The 24084-nt window shown below is 69.8% G+C and carries 9 protein-coding genes and 2 pseudogenes; 9 read left to right on the forward strand and 2 right to left on the reverse strand.

The window, feature by feature from the left end; all coding sequences use genetic code 11:
* Positions 1-13: 13 nt before the first annotated feature.
* The 9 genes and pseudogenes from drmD to ACFOVU_RS00530 all read left to right on the forward strand — a co-directional run bounded on the left by drmD (position 14) and on the right by ACFOVU_RS00530 (position 21942).
* Positions 14-3160, forward strand: a complete 3147-nt coding sequence (gene drmD / locus ACFOVU_RS00490) for a DISARM system SNF2-like helicase DrmD (protein WP_378529248.1) — start codon at positions 14-16, stop codon at positions 3158-3160.
* A complete protein-coding gene (locus ACFOVU_RS00495) occupies positions 3157-7299 on the forward strand; it encodes an Eco57I restriction-modification methylase domain-containing protein (RefSeq protein ID WP_378529249.1) in 4143 nt (1380 codons plus the stop codon). The genes drmD and ACFOVU_RS00495 overlap by 4 nt, the downstream gene beginning before the upstream one ends.
* A complete protein-coding gene (gene drmA / locus ACFOVU_RS00500) occupies positions 7299-11228 on the forward strand; it encodes a DISARM system helicase DrmA (RefSeq protein WP_378529250.1) in 3930 nt (1309 codons plus the stop codon). Before ACFOVU_RS00495 ends, drmA begins: the two co-directional genes overlap by 1 nt.
* Complete coding sequence (gene drmB / locus ACFOVU_RS00505; protein ID WP_378529251.1) at positions 11225-13117, forward strand: DrmB family protein; 1893 nt, start codon at positions 11225-11227, stop codon at positions 13115-13117. Before drmA ends, drmB begins: the two co-directional genes overlap by 4 nt.
* Complete coding sequence (drmC, locus tag ACFOVU_RS00510; protein WP_378529252.1) at positions 13114-13884, forward strand: DISARM system phospholipase D-like protein DrmC; 771 nt, start codon at positions 13114-13116, stop codon at positions 13882-13884. The genes drmB and drmC overlap by 4 nt, the downstream gene beginning before the upstream one ends.
* On the forward strand, positions 13881-15836 hold the full coding sequence (locus ACFOVU_RS00515) for an N-6 DNA methylase (RefSeq protein ID WP_378529253.1): 1956 nt from the start codon (positions 13881-13883) through the stop codon (positions 15834-15836). Before drmC ends, ACFOVU_RS00515 begins: the two co-directional genes overlap by 4 nt.
* On the forward strand, positions 15833-17434 hold the full coding sequence (locus tag ACFOVU_RS00520) for a serine/threonine-protein kinase (protein WP_378529254.1): 1602 nt from the start codon (positions 15833-15835) through the stop codon (positions 17432-17434). Before ACFOVU_RS00515 ends, ACFOVU_RS00520 begins: the two co-directional genes overlap by 4 nt.
* Positions 17435-17514: 80 nt before the next feature.
* Positions 17515-19616, forward strand: a pseudogene (locus tag ACFOVU_RS00525) (UvrD-helicase domain-containing protein).
* A gap of 64 nt (positions 19617-19680) precedes the next feature.
* A complete protein-coding gene (locus ACFOVU_RS00530; RefSeq protein ID WP_378529255.1) occupies positions 19681-21942 on the forward strand; it encodes a GmrSD restriction endonuclease domain-containing protein in 2262 nt (753 codons plus the stop codon).
* 125 nt (positions 21943-22067) lie between these two features.
* Here the strand turns inward: ACFOVU_RS00530 and ACFOVU_RS00535 are convergent, their stop codons facing one another.
* Both ACFOVU_RS00535 and ACFOVU_RS00540 read right to left on the reverse strand, forming a co-directional pair.
* Positions 22068-23615 carry an aldehyde dehydrogenase family protein gene (locus ACFOVU_RS00535; RefSeq protein ID WP_378529256.1) on the reverse strand — a complete coding sequence of 516 codons (1548 nt, stop codon included), beginning with the start codon at positions 23613-23615 and terminating at the stop codon, positions 22068-22070.
* An 82-nt stretch (positions 23616-23697) separates the two neighbouring features.
* A pseudogene (locus ACFOVU_RS00540) lies at positions 23698-24084 on the reverse strand (succinate--CoA ligase subunit alpha); the annotation flags it as partial.

A 24084-nucleotide genomic window follows, 5' to 3' on the forward strand; every position in this document is an offset into this window, starting at 1 on the left:
AGGAAGTTCGGCGATGACCAGCACAATCGAAGACCTCCCCCTACCCAACGCCCTGGTCGCGGTGCGCGGCCGGAAGTGGGTGGTGAGCAAGGTCGACCCCAGCGGCGGCGCGACGCTGGTAAGCCTTCAGAGCGTTGAGGACGGCCGCTACGGCGAGACCCTAGAGGTGCTGTGGGAGATCGAGCCCGGCCGACGGCTGCTGCCGAGCGGCTCCCTCCCGGAACTCCCGGCGAACGGCTTCGACGCCCCCGCGCAGCTCGCCGCGTTCCTCGACGCGGTCCGCTGGTCCGCGGTCACCTCGGCCGACGTCACCACCCTCCAGGCTCCCTTCCGCTCCGGTGTCGCCATCGAGGACTACCAGCTCGAACCGGTGGCGCGCGCGATCGGCGCACCCCGCGTGAACCTGCTGCTCGCCGATGACGTCGGCCTGGGCAAGACCATCGAGGCCGGGCTCGTCGCCCAGGAGCTGCTGCTGCGCCACCGCACCCAGCGCGTCATGGTCGTCTGCCCTGCCGGGCTCACGGTGAAGTGGAAGGACGAGATGGCCGAGAAGTTCGGCCTGGACTTCACCGTCATCGACTCCCAGCGCTGCGCCCGGGTCCGCCGCGATTACGGCAGCGCCGCGAACCCGTTCAACGTGTACCCGCTGACCATCGTCAGCCTGTCGTGGCTGCGGGGCGCCAAGGCACAACGGCTACTCGACGAGGTACTGCCGACGGACGGCCCCGGCTACCCGCGCGCCTTCGACCTGCTGATTCTGGACGAGGCCCACCACGTGGCCCCCGCCGCGCCCAAGCAGGTGTACGCGGTCGACTCCCAGCAGACCAAGCTGATGCGCCGACTTGCCCCGCACTTCACCCACCGGCTGTTCCTGTCCGCCACCCCGCACAACGGCTACCAGCAGTCCTTCACTGCGCTACTGGAGATCCTCGACGACCACCGCTTCGCCCGCGGAGTTTCGCCGGACGAGGCCGCGATCTCCGACACCGTGGTGCGCCGCCTCAAGCGCGACATCGTGGATGCCGACGGAAGTCCCCGCTTCGCCGAGCGGGACGCGCACGCCATCCCCGTCGTCTACCCGGACGAGGAGCGGCGGATCCACGCCCTGCTGGGCCGATTCGCGGAGCTGCGCCGTCCCAAGCTGACGACCAAGCGCGGCAGGCGCGCCACCGACCTCGTGACGTTGTTGCTGAAGAAGCGGCTCTTCTCCAGCCCGGCGGCCTTCGCGCACACCATCGGTGTCTATCTGGAGACCCTGCAATCGCGGTCACGCCCGCTCGACTCCTTCGATGACGACGACGTTCCGGACTGGGCCGAGGATTTTTTCGACGACACCGCTGCCTACGACGACGAAGAGCTGGCCCAGGCCGAGGACGACACCCTGTTCCGTATCCGCCCCATGCAGCCCGATCCCCACGCCGACGAAGTCGCGCTGCTGGAGCAGATGCGCGACTGGGCCCTGGCCCAGGAAGCCCAGCCTGATGCCAAAGCGCGCGAACTCCTCACCTATCTCAAGGCCGTGTGCAAGCCTGATGGCGAACGCTGGAGCAATGAGCGGGTGGTGGTGTTCACCGAGTACCGCGACACGCAGCTCTGGCTCAAGAACCTCCTGCGCCAAGAGGGCCTGGGCGGATCGGCCGTCGCGGAGCTGCACGGGCGGATGGCCGCGGACGAGCGCGAGCTCCTGCGCCTGGCCTTTCAGAAGCACCCCGCCGAGCACCCGGTGCGCATCCTGCTGGCCACCGACGCCGCCAGCGAGGGCATCGACCTCCAACGGCACTGCCACCGCCTGGTCAACTACGACATCCCGTTCAACCCCAACAAGCTGGAGCAGCGGATCGGCCGCATCGACCGCTACGGCCAGACCGAGCGGCCCCAAGTGCGGCACTTCGTCGGCACGGGCTGGGAGAAGGCGGTCGACTCCTACGAGGCCGACCTGGAGTTCCTGTCGCGTGTGGCCACCAAGGTCGCTCGAATGGAAGAGGACCTGGGATCGGTCAACGCCGTGCTGTCCGACGCGGTGCAGAAGCGCATGCTCGGCCAGATCGACGACTATGACATCGACTCCGCGGGACGGAGGAAGGACCGGCTCGCGGCCGAGTCCAACGTCCCGGAACAGGTGCGCAAGCTCCACGCCCGGCTCGGGGACACCGTCGAGGCGCTGGGCATCACCCCCGGGCGGGTCCGGCGGGTGGTCGACACCGCCCTGGGCCTGGCCCACCAGCAGCCGCTGCGCGAGCATCTGGACGAGCGATACTTCACGGACGGCATGTTCGAGGTGCCCGCACTCACCGGCTCGTGGGTGCGCGCCACCGAAGGGCTGACGGAGAAGCTACCGCCGGGCGGCGACGGAAAACGCACCGTGCCCCGGCAGCTTCCGGTGACCTTCGACACCGAGACCGCCAAGGACCGCGACGACGTGGTGCTGGCCCACCTCAATCACCCGCTCGTGGCGATGTCCACCCGCCTCCTTCGCGCGGCGGTGTCGAACGAGAAGGTGGGCTTGGCCCGCGTGACGGCCGTGGTCAGCGACGACCCGGCCCTGGAGGAAGTGCTCGTTGGGGCCTACTCCCGCTTCGTGCTCGTGGGCGCCGACGGACTGAGGTTGCACGAGGAGGTGCTGCACGCCGGCGGATGGCTGCCGGACAGCGGACGCTTCCGGCGGTTGGAGAACCTGACGGTGCTGGGCGGCATCCTGGACCGGGCGCTCACCGAGGGTCGCCCGCTGCCGGAGGCCGTGTGGGGCAGGATGCGTGACCGCTGGGAGCGGGCACGCGGCCGGGAGGGCCTGGCACGGGCGATCGACTGGCGGGCCGAAACTCGCCTGGAGCAGTTGCAGCGCCGGTTGAAGCAGCGGGAAGAGCACGAACGCGACCGGGTGGAGTCGGTGCTCGACCAGTTCTCCGACTCGCTCCGCGCTGCGCTGGCCGAGGACGACGACGAGGAAGCCCTGTTCAGTGCCCGGGACATCCGCCAGACCAAGGAAGAGCGCGACCAGTACCGGAAGGACCGGATGAACTGGGAGAAGAGGCTGGCCTCGCTGGCGGAGGAACGCGACAGGGAGCTGACCGCCATCACCGAACGCTACGCCCGCCAAGATCCGCACAGTTTCCCCGTCGCCGTTGTCGTTGTCGTTCCCCGCAAGGAGGCCGTTCGATGAGCGCCCAGCGTTTCCGTGGGCGGCGCCCCGCACCCGACACCGCCGAGCAGCACCGCAACTGGCTGAACCTGATCGAGGTGAGCGGCCCGTTCCTGACCCTGCCGGTGCTGCGCCGTATCTGGCCGGCCGGGCTCGACCCGCTGGACAAGGAAGCGCGCGAGCGGCTGCGTCGTGAGCATGCCCACTGGCAGGACGACACCAGGGCCGGGCAACAGGCCTGGATGGACTACGTCCTGGGCGAGATGCTCGGCTGGGGCCGTGACCTGCACATCGTCGGCCAGGAGACGGCCGGGGACACCGAGGACAGGGACGGATCGGAGCCTCCGGAGGCTTCGGCCGACCTGGCCGGGCTGGCGATGGCGGTCGCCGAACACGACACACAGGTGACCCCATCGTTCGCGCTGACCGGGCCGGGTGAGCAGGTCACACCGCAGAGTGTGCGGCTGCTGGGGCTGGTGTGCCCGGCGGGGCAGTCGCCGACCAGCCGAGTGCGGGGGGAGGCGTGGGCGGCCACTCCGGCGGATCGGCTCGCCTCCCTGTGCCGCCACCACGGCGTCGAGCTGGGCTTGGCCACCGACGGCAGGTGGTGGGCTCTGGTGTGGGCGCCCAGGGGCGGGGTGACCACTACGGCGGTGTTCGACGCGGTGCTCTGGCCGGAATCGGCGGAGCGGGACGTGGTCTACGCGTTCCACTCGCTGCTCAACCGGAACCGGTTCTTCGGGGTTCCCGACGAGGAGCGGTTGGTACCGCTGCTGCGCGGCAGCCTGGACTCCCAGGAAGAGGTCACCGAGGCGCTGGGCGTTCAGGTGCGCCAGGCGGTGGAGCTCTTGGTGGCGGCGATCGGCCGCGCGGACACCGAGCTGCGCAAGCGCGGCGAGAAGGACTTGGGAGACGTTCCGGCACACGAGGTGTACCGAGGCTCGGTATCGGTGATGATGCGCGTGGTCTTCCTGCTCTTCGCCGAGGAGCGCGGCCTGCTGCCCTCCGACAACGACCTGTACGCGAAGGCGTACTCGGCAGGCCGGCTGTGCGCCGAGCTGGAGTCGTCCGCCCGGGAGACGAGCGAAGCAGAGCTCGCCAACGGCTACTCGGCGTGGCACCGTCTGCTCGCGCTGTTCAACGCCGTATACCACGGAGTGGACCATCCGCGGCTGCGCATGCACGCGCATGACGGGTCGCTGTTCAACCCCGAGGCCTTTCCGTGGATGCCGCTGGACATCGACGACCAGACCGTACTGCACATGCTGCGATCGGTTCAGTACGTGGAGGTCGGCACGGGCAAAGCCAAGGAGCGACGGGCGCTGTCGTTCCGCGCCTTGGACGTCGAACAGATCGGGTACGTGTACGAGGGCCTGCTGTCCTTCGACGGTTTCCGCGCCGAAGAGCTCATGATCGGACTGATCGGAAAGGAGGGCAGGGAAGCCGAGATCCCGCTCCGCGAGATCGAGGAGCTGGCCGCCGGCCATGCCGCCGACCTGGACGAGCTGGCGGCGACGCTGGCCGCGCGCTACAAGGACTCCAAGATCGGCAGCAAGGCGCAGCTCGTCAAGCGGCTCACACCGCTGTCGAAGATGGAGCAGGAGGAGGCCCGCAAGAAGCTCTTGGCGGTCACCCGCGGCGACTACCCGTTGGCCGAGCGACTGCTGGCCTTCTACGGGATCATCCGCACCGATCTGCGCGGCCTGCCCGTTGTCGTGATGCCGGGCGAGCTGTTCGTCACCGAATCCGCGCTGCGCAAGAACACGGGGACGCACTACACGCCGAAGTTCCTCGCCGAGCAGGTGGTGGAGGGGGCGCTGGAACCACTGGTGTACGAGCCGGGGCCGTTGCAGACCGCCGACACGGGCGAGTGGAAGCTCAAGACCAGCGAAGAGATTTTGGCGTTGAAGGTCGCCGACATCGCGATGGGTTCGGCCGCGTTCCTCGTGGCGGCGGCCCGGTACCTGGGCGAGAAGCTGATCGAGGCATGGACCCGCGAGGGGGATGCGCGCGTAGCCGATTATGTGCCCTCGATGGACAGGGGCAGCGCCGAGGACGACCCTGTCGTCATCGAGGCGCGGCGGCAGATCATCGAGCACTGCCTGTACGGGGTGGACATCAACCCTATGGCGGTGGAAATGGCGAAGCTGTCGCTGTGGCTGGTGTCCATGGACCCTGGTCGGCCGTTCACCTTCCTGGACGACCGGTTGGCTTCGGGGGATTCGCTGCTGGGGATCACGTCGATCGAACAGCTTGAGTACATGCACATGGACCCGGAACAGGGGCGGAAGCTTCACTCCGAGGGAACTCTTCTCGACTTCACGTCGGGTGTACGGGAGTTGGTGGCCGAGGTCGCCGAGTCCCGCCGCAAGCTGGCGGAGATCGATGGCACCACATTGGAAGGGTTGAACCGCAAGCGGGAACTACTGACCAAGACCAAGAAGGAGACCGATCGCGCTCGATTGCTGGGCGACCTCACAGTCGGCGCGGCACTCGAAAATGCAGGACACGGCAAACGCAGAATAGATAGGGGTTCGCTCGCCGTTGCCGAGGTGGCCCGAAATTTGGAAATGGCCGAACCCGAGATGAAATTAAATGCAGAGGAGCGACTAGACAAAGATCGCCCCGAAGGCACATTCAAGCGATATCCGATACATTGGCCACTGACATTCCCCGAAGCCTTCGAAAATGGTGGTTTCGATGCAATTATCGGAAATCCACCATTCCTTGGGGGAAAGCGAATCAGCGGATCAATGGGATCCTCCTATCGGGAATTCCTCGTAGACACGATCGCCCAAGGAGCCAAGGGAAATGCAGATCTAATCGCCTATTTCATTCTGCGCGCACATCAAATACTAAATGATTCTGGACAAGTTGGAGTAATCGCCACCAACACCCTTGCCCAAGGGGACACTCGAGAAGTTTGCCTTGACCGTATTACCTCCAGCGGGGCCACAATCCGGCAATCCATCAAGAGCAAGCCTTGGCCTTCGAAGAGCGCAACTCTTGAGTACTGCGCGGTCTGGATTAGTGGAGCTCCCATAGGGAAAAATGCTGAAATCATCGCGGATGGCAGAAGCACAGATGGGATCAATTCGTCACTCGATCCACAATCTCGAGCATCGGGGATACCGTTTCGACTAATTAAAAATCAAGAAATTTCCTTCATTGGAAACTTCGTGAATGGAATTGGATTCGTCCTTTCTAATTCAGAAGCTGAAAACATCTTGAAATTCGACCCAAAAAGCAAGGATGTGCTCTTCAAATATTTAAATGGACAAGATTTGAATTCACAATCCGACTATTCTGCAAGTCGTTGGATTATCGACTTCTTCGACTGGCCGCTGGACAAGGCGAAATCATACGGCGCATGCATCGATCGGATACAACGACTGGTGAAGCCCGAAAGGGATCGCCTCCCGGATTCCAAGCGGGCAACCCAAGAAAAATGGTGGCAGTACGAAAAACTCGCCCCTGGCCTTCGGGCCGCCATCTCCCATCTGGATCGAGTTGTAGTTATCACCTTGGTCAGCAAGACTGTGATGCCAGTGGTGGTGCCAACTGGCCAGGTCTTCTCACATGCGCTCGGTGTCTTTGCGAGTGATGACACGGCCATGCTCGCCCTACTGTCCAGCGCCCCGCACTACTGGTGGGCCAAGTCGCGCGGCTCATCGATGAAGGCGGATCTCCGCTACACACCATCCGACATCTTCGAGACCTTCGCAATGCCGGAACTCACCGAAGAGATGCGCCAGCTCGGCGACCGCCTCGACACCACCCGTCGGGACGTCATGCTCTCCCGGAACTCCGGCCTCACCAAGACCTACAACCTGGTCTTCGACCCCGAGTGCACCGACCCCGATATCCAGGAGCTCCGCGACATCCACCGCGCCATCGACGAGGCCACCATCCGCGCCTACGGCTGGGAGGACCGGATCGGCGCCGTCGGTGGGCTGGACCACGGGTTCCATCCGGTCGGTCGGGAGATCCGGTACACCATCGGCCCCGCTGCGCAGCGCGAAGTCCTGGACAGCCTGTTCGAACTGAACCACGAGCGCTACGCCGAGGAGGTCGCCCAAGGCCTGCACGACAAGAAGAACAAGAAGAAGCGCACATCCGCCCCCTCCCCCTCGTCCTCCGGTGAAGGGACGCTCTTCTGATGTCCGACGCCCCCCTCTTCCCCCACCCCAAGGGCGAGCAGACCTCGCTCGACACCTCGGCCGCCGCGGAAACCAGCGCCACCCCGCCCGCCAAACGCCCCCGGACCAAGGCCGAGGCGAACGCCGCTCGGCAGGCAGAGCTGATCGCCACCCTCGACGTCCCGCAGAACTTCGAAGAGGGCTCGTCCTTCCATGCCCGTGACGGGCTCCAGGAGCTCGTGGAGCGCGACCTCCTCGGCCCCTGGGGCGGGGAGAACGAGGAGTTCCCGCCGCGAGCCATGGGTCCGCGCGAGCGCTACCTCGTCGGCATGCTCGGCCCCCGACACCAGCCGCCCGCTTCCTCGCGCGACGCCGCCGACATGGTCTCCGACACCGAGACGGGGGCGTCCGGGGATGCCCGCGGCGAAGCCGCCGGGGAACTGCCCGACGTGGTCACCTCCCAGAACCTCGGCCACCTCTGGGCGTCCACCATGGGCCTGTCCTTCACCGTGGCCGACTCCACCCACGCGGTCACAGTCCGCACCACCTGGGGCCAGTACTCCCCCACCGACTCCATCGGGGGCGACGGCCGCACCCGCACCGTCTGGTCGCGCGAACCCCGCGAATACGTCACGGAAGTTCCCCTCAACGGCCCGCCGGACCACCGCATCGGGCTGACCGCCGTGGACGTCGACTCCTCCTGCGTGTACCTCAACGTCGCCGTCCGCACCCGCGACGGACGCCGCACCGTCGAGCTGAACCTCGTGAACAACCGGCAGCAGCCGCCCTCCAACGGCGACGCCGCATGGCTGTACCAGGCCCGGCTCACCGTTACCGCGCCCGACGGGTCCTCCCCCGTCTTCCTCCCCGTCGACGACCCCCTCGACGGCACCCCGGCCACACTGGACGACCCCGAGGAGCTGCGCCTGCGGCTGCTCTACCGCAACGAACTCAAGTTCGCCCACGGACGCAACATCGCCGTGGACGCCGAACACGCCGACGGTCTCCGCCGCGCCCACCGGCTGACAACCACCTGGCTGCCCAGCCACGACGTTCCCGCCACCATCGCCCCCGTCGGCGAGCGCTCCCGGCTGGCCGGCACCGAGCTGTCCATGGACGCTCTCGTTACCGCCGATCCCAACGCGCTCGGCGCCGGGCTGGCCCCGCTGGCCGACGGCTATGCCGCCTGGCTCGACGAGCGGGACGCCGAGGTCGCCTCGCTACCGGAGGCGCTGCGCCCGACCGCGGAGGGGGCGGTGTTCCGTGCCCGGCGCGCGGCCGAGCGCATCCGCGCCGGGATCCAGCTGCTCAGCGACCCCTCTCACCCACGCCACGACGAAGCGCTGAAGGCGTTCCGGTTCGCCAACAGGGCCATGGCCGAGCAACGGCGCCACAGCGAGATCGCCCGGCTGCGCGAGGACCCGGACGTGTCCTACGCCGAGGCCGAGCGCGCCGTCCGTGGCCGCGGCGCCGCGGCCGCCTCCTGGCGGCCCTTCCAGCTGGCGTTCGTCCTGCTGAACGTCCCCTCCATCACCGACCCGGACCACCCGGAGCGCGCGTCCTCGCCCGAGGCGACGGTGGACCTGCTGTTCTTCCCCACCGGCGGCGGCAAGACCGAGGCCTACCTGGGGCTGACCGCGTTCACGTTCGCGATCCGCCGCCTCCAGGGCATCGTGGGCGCAGGCGAACAGGCCCGCAGCGGCGGGGCGGGGGTCGCGGTGCTGATGCGCTACACGCTGCGGCTGCTCACCGCGCAGCAGTTCCAGCGTGCGGCCGCCCTCGTGTGCGCGGCCGAGGTGCTGCGCGCCGAGGACCCCGGCACCTGGGGCGGGGAGCCGTTCCGGATCGGGCTGTGGGTAGGCGGCGGGGTCTCCCCCAACTGGTTCGATGAGGCCGACAAGCAGATCACCGAAGCCCGGGAAGCGGGCCGGGGCCGGCGTGCCAACGTGTTGCAGACCCTGTCCTGCCCGTGGTGCGGCACCAAGCTCCATGCCCATCGGGATCTGCACCCCGATCGCGAGGCCCGCCGGGTGCTGCTGCACTGCGCTAACGGCGAGGGGCCCGATGCCTGCCCGTTCTCGCGCACCCGGTCCCGCGAGGGGCTGCCGATCCTCACCGTGGACGAAGAGATCTACCGCTACACCCCGAGCCTGGTGATCGCGACCGTGGACAAGCTCGCACAGCTGCCCTGGCGCGGGTTCGCCGGGATGCTGTTCGGGCGAGTGCGCGAGCACTGCCCCCGGCACGGGTTCCGCCATCCCGACCTGGACGGCAAGATCGGCTGTGGGAGCCGCCACAACGCCAAGGGCGACCACCTTCCCAAGGCGACGAGCCGCCCCGTGCCGAGGCTGCGCCCGCCGGACCTGATCATCCAGGACGAGCTACACCTGATCTCGGGTGCTCTCGGCACCATCGTGGGCCTGTTCGAGTCGGCGGTGGACGAGCTGTGCACCTGGACCACCCCGGCCGGGAACGCGGCAGGCCCCAAGATCGTGGCCTCGACCGCGACCACCAAGCGCGCCGAGGAGCAGGTGCGCGGCATCTTCGGGCGCGGACTGGAGGTCTTCCCGCCACAGGTCACCGATGTGGCCGACACCTTCTTCTCCACCCAGGTCCGCGTGACCGAGAACACCCCCGGCCGCCGCTACATGGGGATCTGCGCGCACGGCGTGCGGCTGAAGTCCGCCGAGATCCGGCTCGCCGAGATCCTGATGCTGGCCGGCCAGGCCATGTTCGACCGCTTCGGGCGGCCTGCCGACCCGTACATGACCATGGTGGGCTACTTCAACGCCACGCGGGAACTCGCGGGCATGCGCCGGTACATGGACGACGACGTCACGGTGCGTGCGCGCCGACATGGGCGCAGCAAAGGCCTGCCGGACCGGTTGACATCGGCGGGGATGTTCACCGTGCAAGAGCTGACCTCGCGCATCTCCTCGGGCGACATCAGCGACGTGCTCAAACGGTTGGAGGTCGGCTTCGACCCGGATCTGGACACCAGTGGGCGGCGGCGCGCGGTCGGCGCGGAGCGCAGCGCGTTCCGCCAGGCCCAGAAGTCGCGTTCCGCAGCCGGGCAGCCCGTCCTCCACCCGGAGTCCGTCCGGTGGGAGGAGCGGCGTGAGGCCGGCCGTCTACCGGTGGACGCCGTGCTGGCGACCTCCATGCTGCAAGTCGGCGTGGACGTGTCCCGGTTCGGGCTGATGGTGGTGGTCGGCCAGCCCAAGAACACCGCCGAGTACATCCAGGCGTCCTCCCGGGTGGGCCGCGACCCGTCCCGTCCGGGCCTGGTGGTGACCCTCTACAACTGGACGCGTCCGCGGGACCTCGCCCACTACGAGGACTTCGGCCACTACCACAGCACCTTCTACCGCCGGGTGGAGTCGCTCAGCGTCACCCCGTTCACCCGGCGCGCGCTGGACCGGGGCACCACGGCGGCGTTCGTGGCGGCCGTGCGCAACACCGTGCACGAGCACTCGCGCAATGCCGATGCCCACGATGTGGATCTTGACGGGCCGGTGGTCGAGGGGATCATCGCGCGGATGCTGGCGCGTGCCGAGCACGTCTACGGCCCACGGGGGCGCGACTACCTGTCCGAGCGGATCAACACTTTGCGCGACCGGTGGAAGCAGGCCAGGAACGGATCGGCCCGGCTGGGCTACGAGCGGGCGACCGACGCAAAGCAGCAGGTGCGCGGGCTGCTGGCCAAGGCGGGAGAGGGCCCGTGGGACGACACCACGGTCGGTATGTCGATGCGGGAGGCGGAGAACGAGATCAATCTGCTCCTGTCCGGCGGCGGCGAGTTCTTCGACCCACCGGTGAACGCCCCGCCGTGGTCGTTCGCCCCACCGGCCGCAGACACGATGAACGCGACCGACGCAGCGCCGGAGGGCGATGAAATGGGCGACTCGGCGTTCGCCGCTCCTGCGACGCGGAAGGGACGCGGCCGATGAGCGGGGCACTGTACCGGCGCCGGGTCGGCTCGGTCCGGCCGAGCCACCTGATGTTCACCAGCGGGGTGGGGGCTCTCGTTGACCTGCCGAACTTCGCGGTCCTGGTGCGCGGTCTCGACGACTGGGACTACACCCACGCCTATGGGTGGGAGAAGATCGCCGAACCCCGCCTACTGGAGGCAGTCAAGAAGCTGCCCGGCAACCGGAAGGTGGCCGAGCTGAGACCGGCCCCGTGGGCCGAGGGCATGGACGCCGACCCGAACGGACCGGCGTCGCGGGTGGGGGTTCCCATCTCCCCGTTCCCGGGCTGGTTCCGGTGCACGGTCTGCAACGAGCTGGCCGCACTGGATTCGCAGGCGTTCACGTTCGAGAACGCCAACGCCCGCAAACCGCACGAGGCCAGGTTCGTGCACACCGGCTGCAATCGGGGCAAGCCGCTGGCGGTCGCGGCTCGGTTCGTCCTGGTGTGCACCTCAGGCCACCTGGACGAGTTCCCCTATGTGCACTTCGTGCACCAGGGCGGTGGCTGCCCCAATGCGACCCATCCCCGGCTGCGCATGGACGACCGGGGCGGCAACATCGGCGCCAATGTGGAACTGGCCTGCGTCAGCTGCGGAGAGCGCCGCAACCTGCGCGAGGCGATGGGCCAGCGCGGCGAGGAGATCCTGCCCCGGTGCCGGGGCCGCCATCCGCACCTGCGGACCTACGAGTCCGGAGGTTGCGGCGTGCGGCCCAAGGTCCTTGTGCTGGGCGCCTCCAACCAGTGGTTCTCCCAGACCCTGTCGGCGCTGGCGGTCCCCACCACGGGCGCCGGCAAGCTGGAGGGCATGGTGGACCAGCACTGGGATCTGATCCATCCGGTACCGGTGGGCATGTACGCCTACATGAAGGAGAGCCATCCCCAGTGGGGCCCCTTCACCACGTGGAGTGACGCCGAACTCGCGGCAGCGGTCGAGAAGGTCAGGGCCCGCAAAGACGGCCAGGACGCCGCGCCTGACGACGACGCCTATCCGGACCTGCGCACCCCCGAATGGGAGGTGTTCTCCGCACCCACTGCTCCGGAACCCGGTCCCGACTTCGCGCTGCGCCGCGACCCCGGCGGGGTGCCGGCCGAGCTCCAGGGCGTGTTCGACGACGTGGTACAGGTGGAGCGGCTGCGCGAGGTACGGGCGCTGACCGGCTTCACCCGGTTGGACGCCCCCGATCCCGACGACCCCGATCTGGTGGTCCGCGTCCCGCTGTCACGGTCCGACCCCGAATGGATCCCGGCCAGTGAGGTGCGCGGCGAGGGGATGTTCCTGCGGGTGCCCGAGGAGCTGCTGGCGGCCTGGGAGAAGCGGGTCGCCCGGTCGGAGGCCCTGGCCTTGCACACCGCGGCCTACCGCACGTTCCGCGAGAACCGGTATTCCAATCGGCTCTCGGGCGGGTTCGATCCGATGCGGCATTGGCCCGGCGCCCGCTACATCGCCCTGCACACCCTCTCCCACCTGCTGATCCGTACCATCGCTCTGGACTGCGGGTACAACGCGGCGAGCCTGTCGGAACGGGTGTACGCGGGAACCGAGGAGGACCCGCGCAGCGGCATCCTCATCTACACCGCCGTCCCCGATGCCGAAGGCACGCTGGGCGGTCTTGTGTCGCAGGCCGAACCCGAGCGGTTGGCGGGGCTGGTACGCCGGGCGCTGAACGAGGCGATGCGGTGCTCCTCGGACCCGCTGTGCGCGGAGCGCCAACCGCAGCCGCGCGCCGACTTCCTGCACGGCGCCGCCTGCCACGTGTGCCTCTTCGTGTCCGAGACGACCTGCGAGCGCGGCAACCGGTTCCTGGACCGCCGGTTCGTCGTGCCCATCGGCGACCCCGACCTGGCGCTCTACCCCGAACTGCCATGACGGAGCACACGCGCTTCGAGCACGCCGTCTCCACGGCCGCACCCGTGCTGGGCGCCGCCGGGCTGCGCGACGTGGCAGCCAAAGTGGCGGCGGGATGGCCGGGACAGGCGGTGCTGGGCTCAGTGCGCGACCGGGCGGCCGTGGCACCGTTGCTGTCCGCCCTCACCGCAGAGCAGGTTCCCGCGGCCGACGCCGCCGCATTCCTGCGCGGCGCCGCCGCCGGGTACGCCGGCGCGGCGGGTGCGGTCACCGTGGAAACGGTGTGGAGCGGCCCGGCCGGCCATGCGGTGCCGGTACGCGCCACCGCACAGGCGCTGCTGGACGTGGTGGCCGGCGCCGAGCATGAACTGGTGCTGATGACGTACTCGGCCCGGCCGCACAAGGGGATCAGAAGAGCACTCGCCGCCGCGGTGGAACGCGGGGTGCGGGTTGACGTGGTCGTGGAGACCCTCCAAGGTGCCGGAAGCGCCCTGTCCGGATCCGAGCCCGCAACGGCGTTCTCCGGTCTGGCCGGAGTGGAGCTGTGGCACTGGCCGGTGGCCGAACGGGGGCAGAAGCACGCCAAAATGCATGCGAAACTCGCCGCGGCCGACCGCAAGGTGCTCCTGGTGTCCAGCGCCAACCTGACCCAGTCGGGGGTGGCGAAGAACATCGAGGCCGGGCTGCTGGTACGCGGTGGAGACGCCCCCCTGCGTATTGCCGAGCACGTGGCAGAGCTGCGCGCCCGCAGAGTGCTCACCCCGCTGCACGGCGGGGGGACCCGGTGAGCGGCGCGCAGACCGGGGCGAAATCCGGTGACGGGTCCGGCGATCCGGCCGGCGGGCCCCTGGAAGCGCTGCTCGGCGCGGCCGACATCGCGCGGCTGACCGGGGTGCAGCGCCCGGCGGTGAGCAACTGGCGCCGCCGCCACTCCGACTTCCCCCGGCCTATGGCGGGCAGCTCCGCCAACCCGCTGTTCTCCCTTGCGGAGGTGGAGCAGTGGTGCCGCCGTAACGGCAAGCCGTTTCGGGCCGACACCGCAGAACGGCTCTGGCAGCGTATCCAGGCGGTGGTGCAGGGGATGCGCACCGCCGATTTCCTCGCGCACACAGGACTGCTGCTCACCGGCCACAACGGCGCGGGCCCTGTGGTCGAGCAGGCGGACGAGCGGTGGGACGGGCTGCTGCGCGAGATCGGGGAAGCTACCGCAACCCACCCGGGCGGCGCCGTCGACCTGTACATGCGGCTGAGCGACCGCTTCGCCGCCGCGCAGGGGCGGTCGGTGTCGGTGGACGCTCCGACCGCAACGGCGATGGCGGAGCTCGCGGGGGTCCGCCCCGGAATGCGGGTCCTCGACCCGGCGTGCGGCGGGGGGGTGCTGCTGCGCGCCGCCGCTACACGGGGGGCGGACGTGCTGTGGGGGCAGGATCTCGATCCCGCTCTTGCGGTCATCGCCCGCTCCCGACTGCTGCTGGCTGGAAAGAAGTGCGAGGTCACGGCGGGCGACTCGCTACGTCGGGACGGCTTCACCGACCGGCAGGCCGACGCCGTGCTGTGCGACCCTCCTTTCCGCGACCGCCACTGGGGACACGACGAGCTCGACGGTGACGCGCGGTGGACCTACGGGTACCCGCCCCGCGGGGAGGGGGAGCTGGCGTGGGTGCAGCACTGCCTGGCGAGGGTCCGCCCGGGCGGCGCTGTGGTGGTGCGCATGCCGACCGCGGCGGCCGACCGAGCTTCGGGGCGGCGGGTGCGCGCCGCCCTGCTCGCCACCGGGGCGCTTCGCATGGTGGCCGAGCTGCCCGGTGGCGACGGCCCGCCGGCGGCGCACCTGTGGGTGCTCCGCCGCCCGGAGGCGGGCAGCGGCGCGGCCGACCGCCTGATCGTCGTGCACGGAGCCAAGAGCCACGCCGAAATCGTGAGCGTCCGGCCGGAGCCCGTCGTCGGCACGTCTGCCGCCACAGCGGTGCCGGTCGCCGATCTGCTGGGATCCGCAGTGGATCTGCGGCCCTCAGCGCACGCGATCCGCGCCACTGCGGGCGGGACGGCCGAGTATCCGGCGCTGCGCGCCGAACTGATCGCCACGCTGGCCGCGCTGGCAGAGCTTCCCCCAGAGCTGGAGGCGACGCGGGCGGCTCCGGCCGCCGGAGCCGAGTCGGGCGACGATGCACCCACCGTCGGGGAGCTGGCCGCGTCCGGGCTGGTGGAGATCCACCATGCCCCTCTGGGCACACCCGTCGACCGCGGGAACCTCCCCCTCCTGACCCATAAGGACCTGCGGGAGCAGCGCCCTCCGAGCGGTCGCACCCGGGCAGTGCCGGGAGGGGTGGCGATCCGTCCGGGCGATGTCCTCGCCGCTTCCGGCGGACATCCGCCGCGCCCACGGATCGCGGGCGAGGACGACACCGGCGCCCTCCTCGGCCCCAGGCTTCTCCTACTCCGTGCCGACCCCGCACGGCTCGACCCCGGCTACCTCGCCGGGGTGGTGGAGGGCGCGGCCATGGCCGCCGAGCGCGCCGACTCCTCCGCCGCCCTGCGATTCGACCCCCGAAAGACCAGGGTTCCCATGATCTCCCTGGTCCGGCAGCACGCCTATGCCGAGATGCTGCGCCGCCTCGACATGACAGAGGAGCAGCTCACGGCACTCGCCGACCTCGGCCGACGGCTGGCGGACCTCGGCCGACTGGGGTTGTCGACCCGGACGCTGCTCCCCCCGACCTCTGAGGAGGCCCCCCGATGACCACCGACCGCACGCCCGGATCCGGGGCAGCGCTCCTGGCCGACCGCTACGACCTCAAGCGGGCGCCGCTCGGGCACGGCGGGATGGGCGATGTATGGGAGGGGCACGATACACGCCTGGACCGCGAGGTTGCAGTCAAGTTCGTCCGCTTCCCCGGTGGGCGGCACGACCAAGAGCTCGTTCGGCGCTTCGTCCGCGAATCCCGCATCACCGCGCGGCTCCAGCACCCGGGGGTCCCCGCGGTGTTCGACGCGGGGACCTCCGACGGCCGACCCTACCTGGTCATGCAGCGCATCCACGGGATCAGCGTGGCCGACCTGGTGGCCGAACAGGAGCGCCTTCCGGTGGGTTGGGCGGCGGCGATCGCCGCCCAGGTGTGCTCCGTGCTGGCCGCGGCGCACGGCGCCTCCCTGGTGCACCGCGATCTCAAGCCGACCAATCTGATGCTGGAGCCGGACGGCACCGTGAAGGTGCTCGATTTCGGGCTCGCCGTCGCTCTGGAGCAGTCGGACACCTCCCGGATCACCCGCACCGGCGAGACCCCCGGAACCCCCGCCTACATGGCCCCGGAGCAGCTCACCGCCGGCCTCAGCACGCCGCAGAGCGACCTGTACGCGTTGGGCTGCACGCTGCACGAGATGCTGACGGGTTCGCGAGTGTTCTCCGGCTCCACCCCGTTCGCCGTCATGACCAAGCAGGTCGGTGAGGAGCCGCTTGGAGTGGAGATGCTGCGCCCGGACGTCCCGGACGGTCTGTGCCGCATTGTCTCCCGGCTGCTCGCGAAGCGGCCTGAGGACCGCCCCGCCGACGCGCAGGAGGCCTACGACGCTCTGCTGCCGTTCGCCATCGGGCTGACGCCGATACCCGGCGTGCTGCACCCGCCGACGCTGCCCAGTCCCACCCGCATGCAGGCGGCAGTGCTCCACCAGGTGTTCCAGGGGACGCGGAGCGGCCGGGAGACCACCGCACCCGGCTTCCCCGCTCCCGGATCGCGCGGATACTCCGCTCAGGGCCCCGGAGTGGCGGACATGGGCCGGCCTGAAATCGAGAAGGCCCGCTCCGAAGCCGCGGCGCTCGCCACCTCCTCCCGTTACCGGCAGGCCGCCGACGTCCTCCAGGCCGCCGTGCACGCCGCCCGCACCGCATTCGGCGACACCGACACCGACGTGGTGCGGCTGCGCATGGACTGGGCCAACATCCTTTTCGAAGGAGGCGACTTCCTGGCGGCGGCCCCGGTGTACGAGGCCCTGGCGTCCGACCTCGCTGCCCAAGACGCCTCCGACATATCCCTCGTCTTCCGCTCCCGGCTCCAGCACGCCACGTGTCATGCCCTCACCGGCGACACCTCCCGCGCACTCGACATCCTGGCCCGGCTGCTGGCCGACGAAGAACTGGCGTACGGCCGCGACGACCCCCGGCCCCTGGAACTGCGCCGGCAGATCGGCCTGCTCGAACTCGGCGCCGGCGATCGCGAGCAGGCCGAGCACACCCTGCGGGCCCTGGCCGACGACGTGCGGCGCGTGCACGGTCCCGGTCATCCGACCCTTGCCCGGATCCGCGAACTGCTGTCCGGGCCGGCCGGCTCCGTTCGGACCTGAACCCGGTCGGCGACCCCCTGTCCGCTGGCGCGCTGGCGCTGCCTGCGGCACCGCCCCCCGAAGCAGAAAGCGAGTCCCCCGTGGCCAGTCTCGCCATCCACCGCGACCTCCTCCGGGAGTTCGGCGGCTTGGAGAAGAGTGTGCAGGAGCGGGTGAGCGAGGTGTTCGCCAAGTTCGAGCACGCCACCCATGCCGGTCTGCACCTGGAGAAGATCAGTGGAGCCAGGGACGACCGCATCCGCAGCATCCGGATCGACCAGTTCTGGCGCGGGGTGGTGATCGCCCCGGAATCGGGGGACACCTACACGCTGCTCAAGGTGCTCCCGCACGATGATGCCTACCGGTGGGCACGGCGCCGTAGCGCGTCGGTCAACTCCGCCACCGGGGCGATCGAGATCCGCGATGGCGAAGCCATCGCCACCTCGCTGCCCCAGTTCGCAAAAATGGCGCAGGCGGTGCCGCAGCGCCTTTTCTCCGACGTCGGCGACGCCGACATGGCACGCCTCGGGGTGGACGCGCAGACGTTGGAGTTCGCGCGGGTGCTCACGGATCCGATCCAGTTGGAGGCGGCCAAGTCGTTCCTGCCGCCTGTCCAGTGGCAGGCGCTCTACGGACTCGCCCTGGGAATGAGCCCCGAAGACGTCTGGGCGGACCTGGGCGCCGAGATCGCCGGGGAGCGATTCGACCCCGACGACCTGGATGCCGCCATCCGGCGCAGCCCCGACCGGGTGGTGCTCGTCGAGGGCCCAGAAGAGCTGATGGCGGTGTTCGCCCGCCCCTTCGACCTGTGGCGCGTCTACCTGCACCCGGTGCAGCGCTCCGCCGCGGAGGCGTGCCACCGGGGCCCCGCACGGGTCACCGGTGGCCCTGGCACGGGAAAGACCGTCGTCGCACTGCACCGCGCACGCGTCCTGGCCGAGCGGGGCGCCGGCCCAGTGCTCGTCACCACCTTCACCTCCACGCTGGCCGAGTCGCTCGACGCCGGGATCAAGCTGCTGGCCGACACCCCGCGGACCGCCGAGGCGCTGGCGGCGGTCACGGTCGAGCACGTCGACCGACTGGCCCACCGCGTCTTCCGCGACGTGCACGGCCGGCCACGGATGATCGGCGGGGATCAGGAGCGCCGGCTGTGGACCTCTATCGCTCAGCGCACCGAGTCCCCCTTCGGCGCGGCCTTCCTCGCCGAGGAATGGCGGCAGGTGGTGATCGCCCAAGACGTGCGGTCGGCCGACGCCTATCTCCAGGCCAAGCGCACCGGCCGGGGCCGGCGCCTCGGCACCACGCAGAAGGCCCGTGTGTGGCAGGCGATCTGCGCGTTCGAGCAGGAGCTCGCGGATGGCACCCTGTGGACCCACGAGACGGTGTGCGCGGAGGCCGCCCGCATCCTCGCTGATCGCGATGACAAGCCCTACCGGCACATCGTGGTCGACGAGGCCCAGGATCTGTCCGCCGGGCAGTGGCGACTGCTCCGCGCCGCCGTGCCGGAAGCCGAGGACGACTTGTTCATCGCGGGCGACACCCATCAGCGCATCTACCAGCACCGGATCAGCCTGCGCGACGTGGGCATCAACGTCACCGGGCGCTCGGCGCGGCTGCGCGTCAACTACCGCACCACCGCCGAGATCCTGGGGTGGAGCCTGGAGCTGCTGCACGGACAACGCCTCGACGACATGGACGGCGGGTTGGAAACGATCGCCGGATATCGCTCGGAGGTACACGGGCTCTCGCCTGAGCTGAAGGGGTTCGGCAACCGCCGCGCAGAGCTGCGCTACCTCACCGACACGGTGCGCGACTGGATGGGCGCCGACGTTCTTCCCGCCGAAATCGGCGTGGCCGCCCGCTCCAACCACCTCGCTCAGGAGGCCGTGGACACCCTCGTCTCGGCGGGTATCCCGGCCCGCGCGCTGTCCGGGGGCGAAGCGCAGCAGGACGCCGTCTCCGTCGGCACGATGCACCGCATGAAGGGCTTGGAGTTCCGCTGCCTGGCAGTCGTCGGTGCCGACGCCGACCAGGTCCCCGCCGCCCGTGCCATCACTCCGGAGACGGAGGACGCCGCCACGCACGCCCACGACCTCCAGCGGGAACGCTGCCTGCTGTTCGTGGCGTGCACTCGCGCACGTGAACTGCTCAGCGTGACCTGGCAGGGGCCCCAAGCCCGTTTCTGCCGTCGGCCGGCCGCTGACGCGCCGCCACGGCGGCCGCGACGACGACCGGGAATCCCCCAAGACGACCGAGGAAGGTGGGCGATGGCCAAGCTGTCGACGCTGCTCGACCAGATCGATGCCGGGACGGTGCTGCTGCCGGAGTTCCAGCGAGGATACGTATGGAACCGGGACCAGGTGCGCGGGCTCATGCGCTCGCTCTACCAGGACCATCCGGTCGGCGGGCTCCTGCTCTGGGAGACCGCTGCCGCCGGTGTATCGGTGCGCGGTGGAGTGGCCGGGAGCGGGACGCATCTGCTGCTGCTGGACGGCCAGCAGCGGGTGACATCGTTGTACGGCGTCGTCCGGGGGAAGCCGCCGGCGTTCTTCGAGGGGGACGAGCGGGCGTTCACCGGACTGTACTTCAACGTGGAATCGGAGGCCTTCGAGTTCTTCGCCCCCACGCGTATGAGCGGGGACCCGCGATGGGTCGACGTCACCGAACTGTTCGCCTCCGGCCCGGTGGCGTTCTTACCTGCGTTCGCCGACCGGCCTGAGCTCGCGACCGTCTACCTCGACCGGCTGAACCGCCTCTACCAGATCACCACGAAGGAATTCTGGCAGGAGACGATCACAGGGTCCGAACGGACCGTGGACGACGTCGTCGACATCTTCAACCGCGTCAACCGCGGTGGGACCAAGCTGTCGAAGGGCGACCTGGCGCTCGCGAAACTCTGCGCGCAGTGGCCGGACGCCCGTACCTCGATGCGCACCGACCTCGGCCGCTGGGAGGACGCGGGCTTCTCCTTCTCTCTGGACTGGCTGCTGCGCAACGCCACTGCGGTGGCGACCGGACGCGCGCTGTTCAGCTCGCTGGACAACGTCGACGCCGACCATTTTCAGGCGGCGCTGCGGGACTCGGTCGACCACATCGGAGCGTTCCTCGACGCCGCATCAGGACGGCTGGGGCTCGACCACGACCGCGTGCTGATGGGGCGCTACGCCGTCCCCGTCATCTCGCGACTCCTCGCCATCGAAGGCGGGACGTTCCGCGACGCCGCCCACCGGGACAAGGTGCTCTACTGGTACGTCCATTCGGCCCTGTGGGGCAGGTTCAGCGGTTCCACCGAGACCTACTTGCAGCAGGATTACGACGCGATCCATCGGGGCGGCGTCGACGCGCTCATCGCAAACCTGGAGCGCGCCAGGGGCGGCGGCCTCGACGTCAACCCGCACGACTTCGAGGGCTCCACACGCGGTTCGCGCTTCTACCCGCTGCTGTACCTGCTGACGCGAGTGCTGGGCGCCCGTGACTTCGGCAGCGGGCTGGAGCTGAAGGCGGAGCTGCTGGGCCGGCTCTCCTCCCTACAGGTGCACCACATCTTCCCGAAATCGCTCCTGCGCGACGGGTACGAACGCGGACACGTCAACGCGATCGCGAATTTCTGCTTCCTCACCCAGAAGACGAACCTGGAGATCGGCGACCGGGCGCCCGAGGAGTACTTTCGCGAGGTGGAAGCGCGCCACCCCGGCGCTCTCGCGTCCCAGTGGATCCCCGGCGACCCGGAGCTGTGGCGCACCGATCGCTACCTGGATTTCCTTGCGGCCCGCAGGGAATTGCTCGCCCAGGCGGCACAGTCCTTCCTGTCCGAGCTCCGCTCGGGCGAGCGCTCCTCCGCCCGGGAACTGCACCCGGTCACCGTGCTGACAGCGGAGGCCGATGACCCGCGCACCGCGCAGGTGGAAGCACTCATCGAGGAGCTGCTGCGGGCGGGGTGCAGCCAACCGGAGACCGACAGCACCATCGGCGACCCCATCACCGGACGGGAGCTGGCGGTCGCCGAGGCGTACTGGCCCCACGGCCTTCAGACCGGACAGGGGGCGCCGGTCGTCTTGGAACTCGATCCCGACCGGGCCGATCTGGAGCGCCTGAGAGAGCTGGGGTACGAGGTGTTCACCACTGCGGAGGCTCTTCTGGGCTTCGTCAACCGCCAGAATGAGAGCGCGGCGGGCGTCCCCGCTGAGCACGACCGCCCCTCGTTCGAGGGCAACTCCGGCGGCTCCGCCCATCCCGGTCTTGCGCGGGCGATGCGCGAGCTCTACGACCGTGGCCAGGCCGAGGCCGGGTACACGGCCACGTACTTCATCGGCATGCTCGCGGATCTGGGCCCATTGGAGACTGCGCGCAAGCTGCTCAACGCGCCCGCGGTGTCCGACGGCTTCGCCAGTCTCTGGGAACGCGGCCGTCTCGACCTCACGGTGGAAGCGCTGGCGCTGGACCCGCGGTTCGCCTCGCTGTTCACCGACGACGAGCGGACCCGGGCGCGCAAGCGGCTCGAACAGTTCGGATACCGGCCGGCCGGATAGCTCCGCCTCAGTTCGATCCGGGCGATCTGTGGAACGCGCGGTCATGGTCCGCTGCACCGGATTCACTGAGCGCCCGTGAGCGGGAAGGGAGCCCCGGAAACAGGGGCTCCCTTCTTGGCGCGGGCTCAGGTGTGGGAGTCGGGGTGCAGGGAGTAGCCGGGGAAGTTGCCGGGGAGGCGCTCGTTGCCTGGGCCCTCGGTGACGGCGTGGACGAGGAGTTCGCCGCCGACGAAGGCGCCGCGCCAGGATTCGCCCCAGCCGCCGAACAGCTCGTCGCGGTCGCCGCGCGAGCGCGGGCGGTTGATGCCGACCTTGAACGCGCGCACGCCGCTCGCCAGGCGCTCGGCGGTCTCCTGGTCATCGCTGGAGACCGTGGACACCAGCGCGCCGTTGCTCGCGTTCATCGCGGCCAGCAGCTCGGCCTCGGTGTCGACCAGGACGACGGAGTCGACGGGGCCGAACGGCTCGGCGTGGAACAGCGGGGAGGAGCGCGGGGGCTCCAGGAGGGCCACGGGGGCCACGTAGGCGTCGGTGTTCTGGCCGGGGATCAGGCGGGCGCCCTCCACCGAGCCCCGGTAGAGCGGGGCGGCGCCGCGGGAGACGGCGTCGGCGACCTGCTGGGTGAGGTCCTTGGCCTTGGCGGCGTTGATGACCGGGCCGAAGTCGAGCTCGGGCAGGTCGTCGCCGGCGGACTCCACCGCCAGCGGGTGGCCGAACCGCACCGCCGCGACGGCCGGGAGGTAGGCGGCGAGGAAGCGGTCGAACAGGGAGCGCTGCACGATGAAGCGCGGGTAGGCGGTGCAGCGCTGCTTGGCGTAGTCGAAGGTCTTGCGGACCTGGCCGCTGAAGGTGTCCCAGTCGCTGAACTCCCACACGCCCCAGCAGTTGAGGCCCTCCTGCTCCAGGATGTGGCGCTTGCCGAGGTCGGCCAGTGCCGTGGCGACCTGCCCGCCGGTGTCGCGCCCGCCCACGAAGGACACGCAGCCGATCTCGGGGGCGCGCACCAGGACCGGGGAGAGGTCGCGGCCGCCCCCGCTCACCAGCGTGAAGGGCAGCCCTTCCCGGGCGGCGAGCGCGACCGCCAGGGTCAGGCAGACCAGGCCGCCGTCGGTGGGGGTCTTGGCGATCGCGGCGTTGCCCGCCAGCGCCTGGACGCACATGGCGTGGGCGAGCACGCTCATGGGGTAGTTCCAGCTGGCGATGTTGCTGACGGGGCCGTCCAAGGGGGCGCGGCCGTCGAGCATGCGGCCGATCTCGTCGAGGTACCACTCGACGCCGGAGATGGCGCGGTCGACGTCCTGGCGGGCGAGCCGCCAGGGCTTGCCGATCTCCCACACCAGGGCGAGCGCGAGCAGGTCGCGGTGCTCGCCCCAGGCGTCGAGCGTCGCGCGGACGCGGGCGCGGCGCTCCTCCAGCGGGACGGCCCGCCACCTGCGATGCTCGTCGGCGGCGGCGCGGACGGCCGCCTCGGCGGTCTCGGGCCCGATCATCGGCAGGCTGGCGATCTCGGTGCCGTCGACGGGCGAGAAGGCGGCGCGCAGCGTACCGTCGGCGTGCCATTCACCGCCCCAGTGGTTGTGCACGCGGTTGGCGCCGAACGCCTCGGGGGCGATGGCGCGGCAGCGCTGGTAGAGGGTGGCCCATTCGGTCCCGGGCTTGAGCATGAGCGTCATGCGGCTCTCCTGCGGAGAAAGGGATGGGACGCTGGTTGCAACCGGTGCGGTGACGCCCGCATTTCGGTGTCCTGCGGAAACATCAGGTGAATGTGCCCGCCGGGGATCTTCCGGCGCTTTTGACGAGGGCGCGGGCGAGTTGGGCGGTTTCGGTGGGGGTCTTGCCGACCTTCACCCCGGCCGCCTCCAACGCGTCCTTCTTCGCCGCCGCCGTACCCGCCGAACCCGACACGATCGCCCCGGCGTGGCCCATCGTCTTGCCCTCGGGAGCCGTGAACCCGGCCACATAGCCCACCACGGGCTTGGTCACGTGCTCACGGATGTAATCGGCCGCCCGCTCCTCGGCGTCGCCGCCGATCTCGCCGATCATCACGATCGCATCCGTGCCCGGGTCGGCCTCGAACGCGGCCAGGGCGTCGATGTGGGTGGTCCCGATGACCGGGTCGCCGCCGATGCCCACCGCGGTGGA

The sequence above is a fragment of the Nocardiopsis sediminis genome, from assembly GCF_042650565.1.
Classification (GTDB): Bacteria; Actinomycetota; Actinomycetes; order Streptosporangiales; family Streptosporangiaceae; genus Nocardiopsis_B; species Nocardiopsis_B sediminis.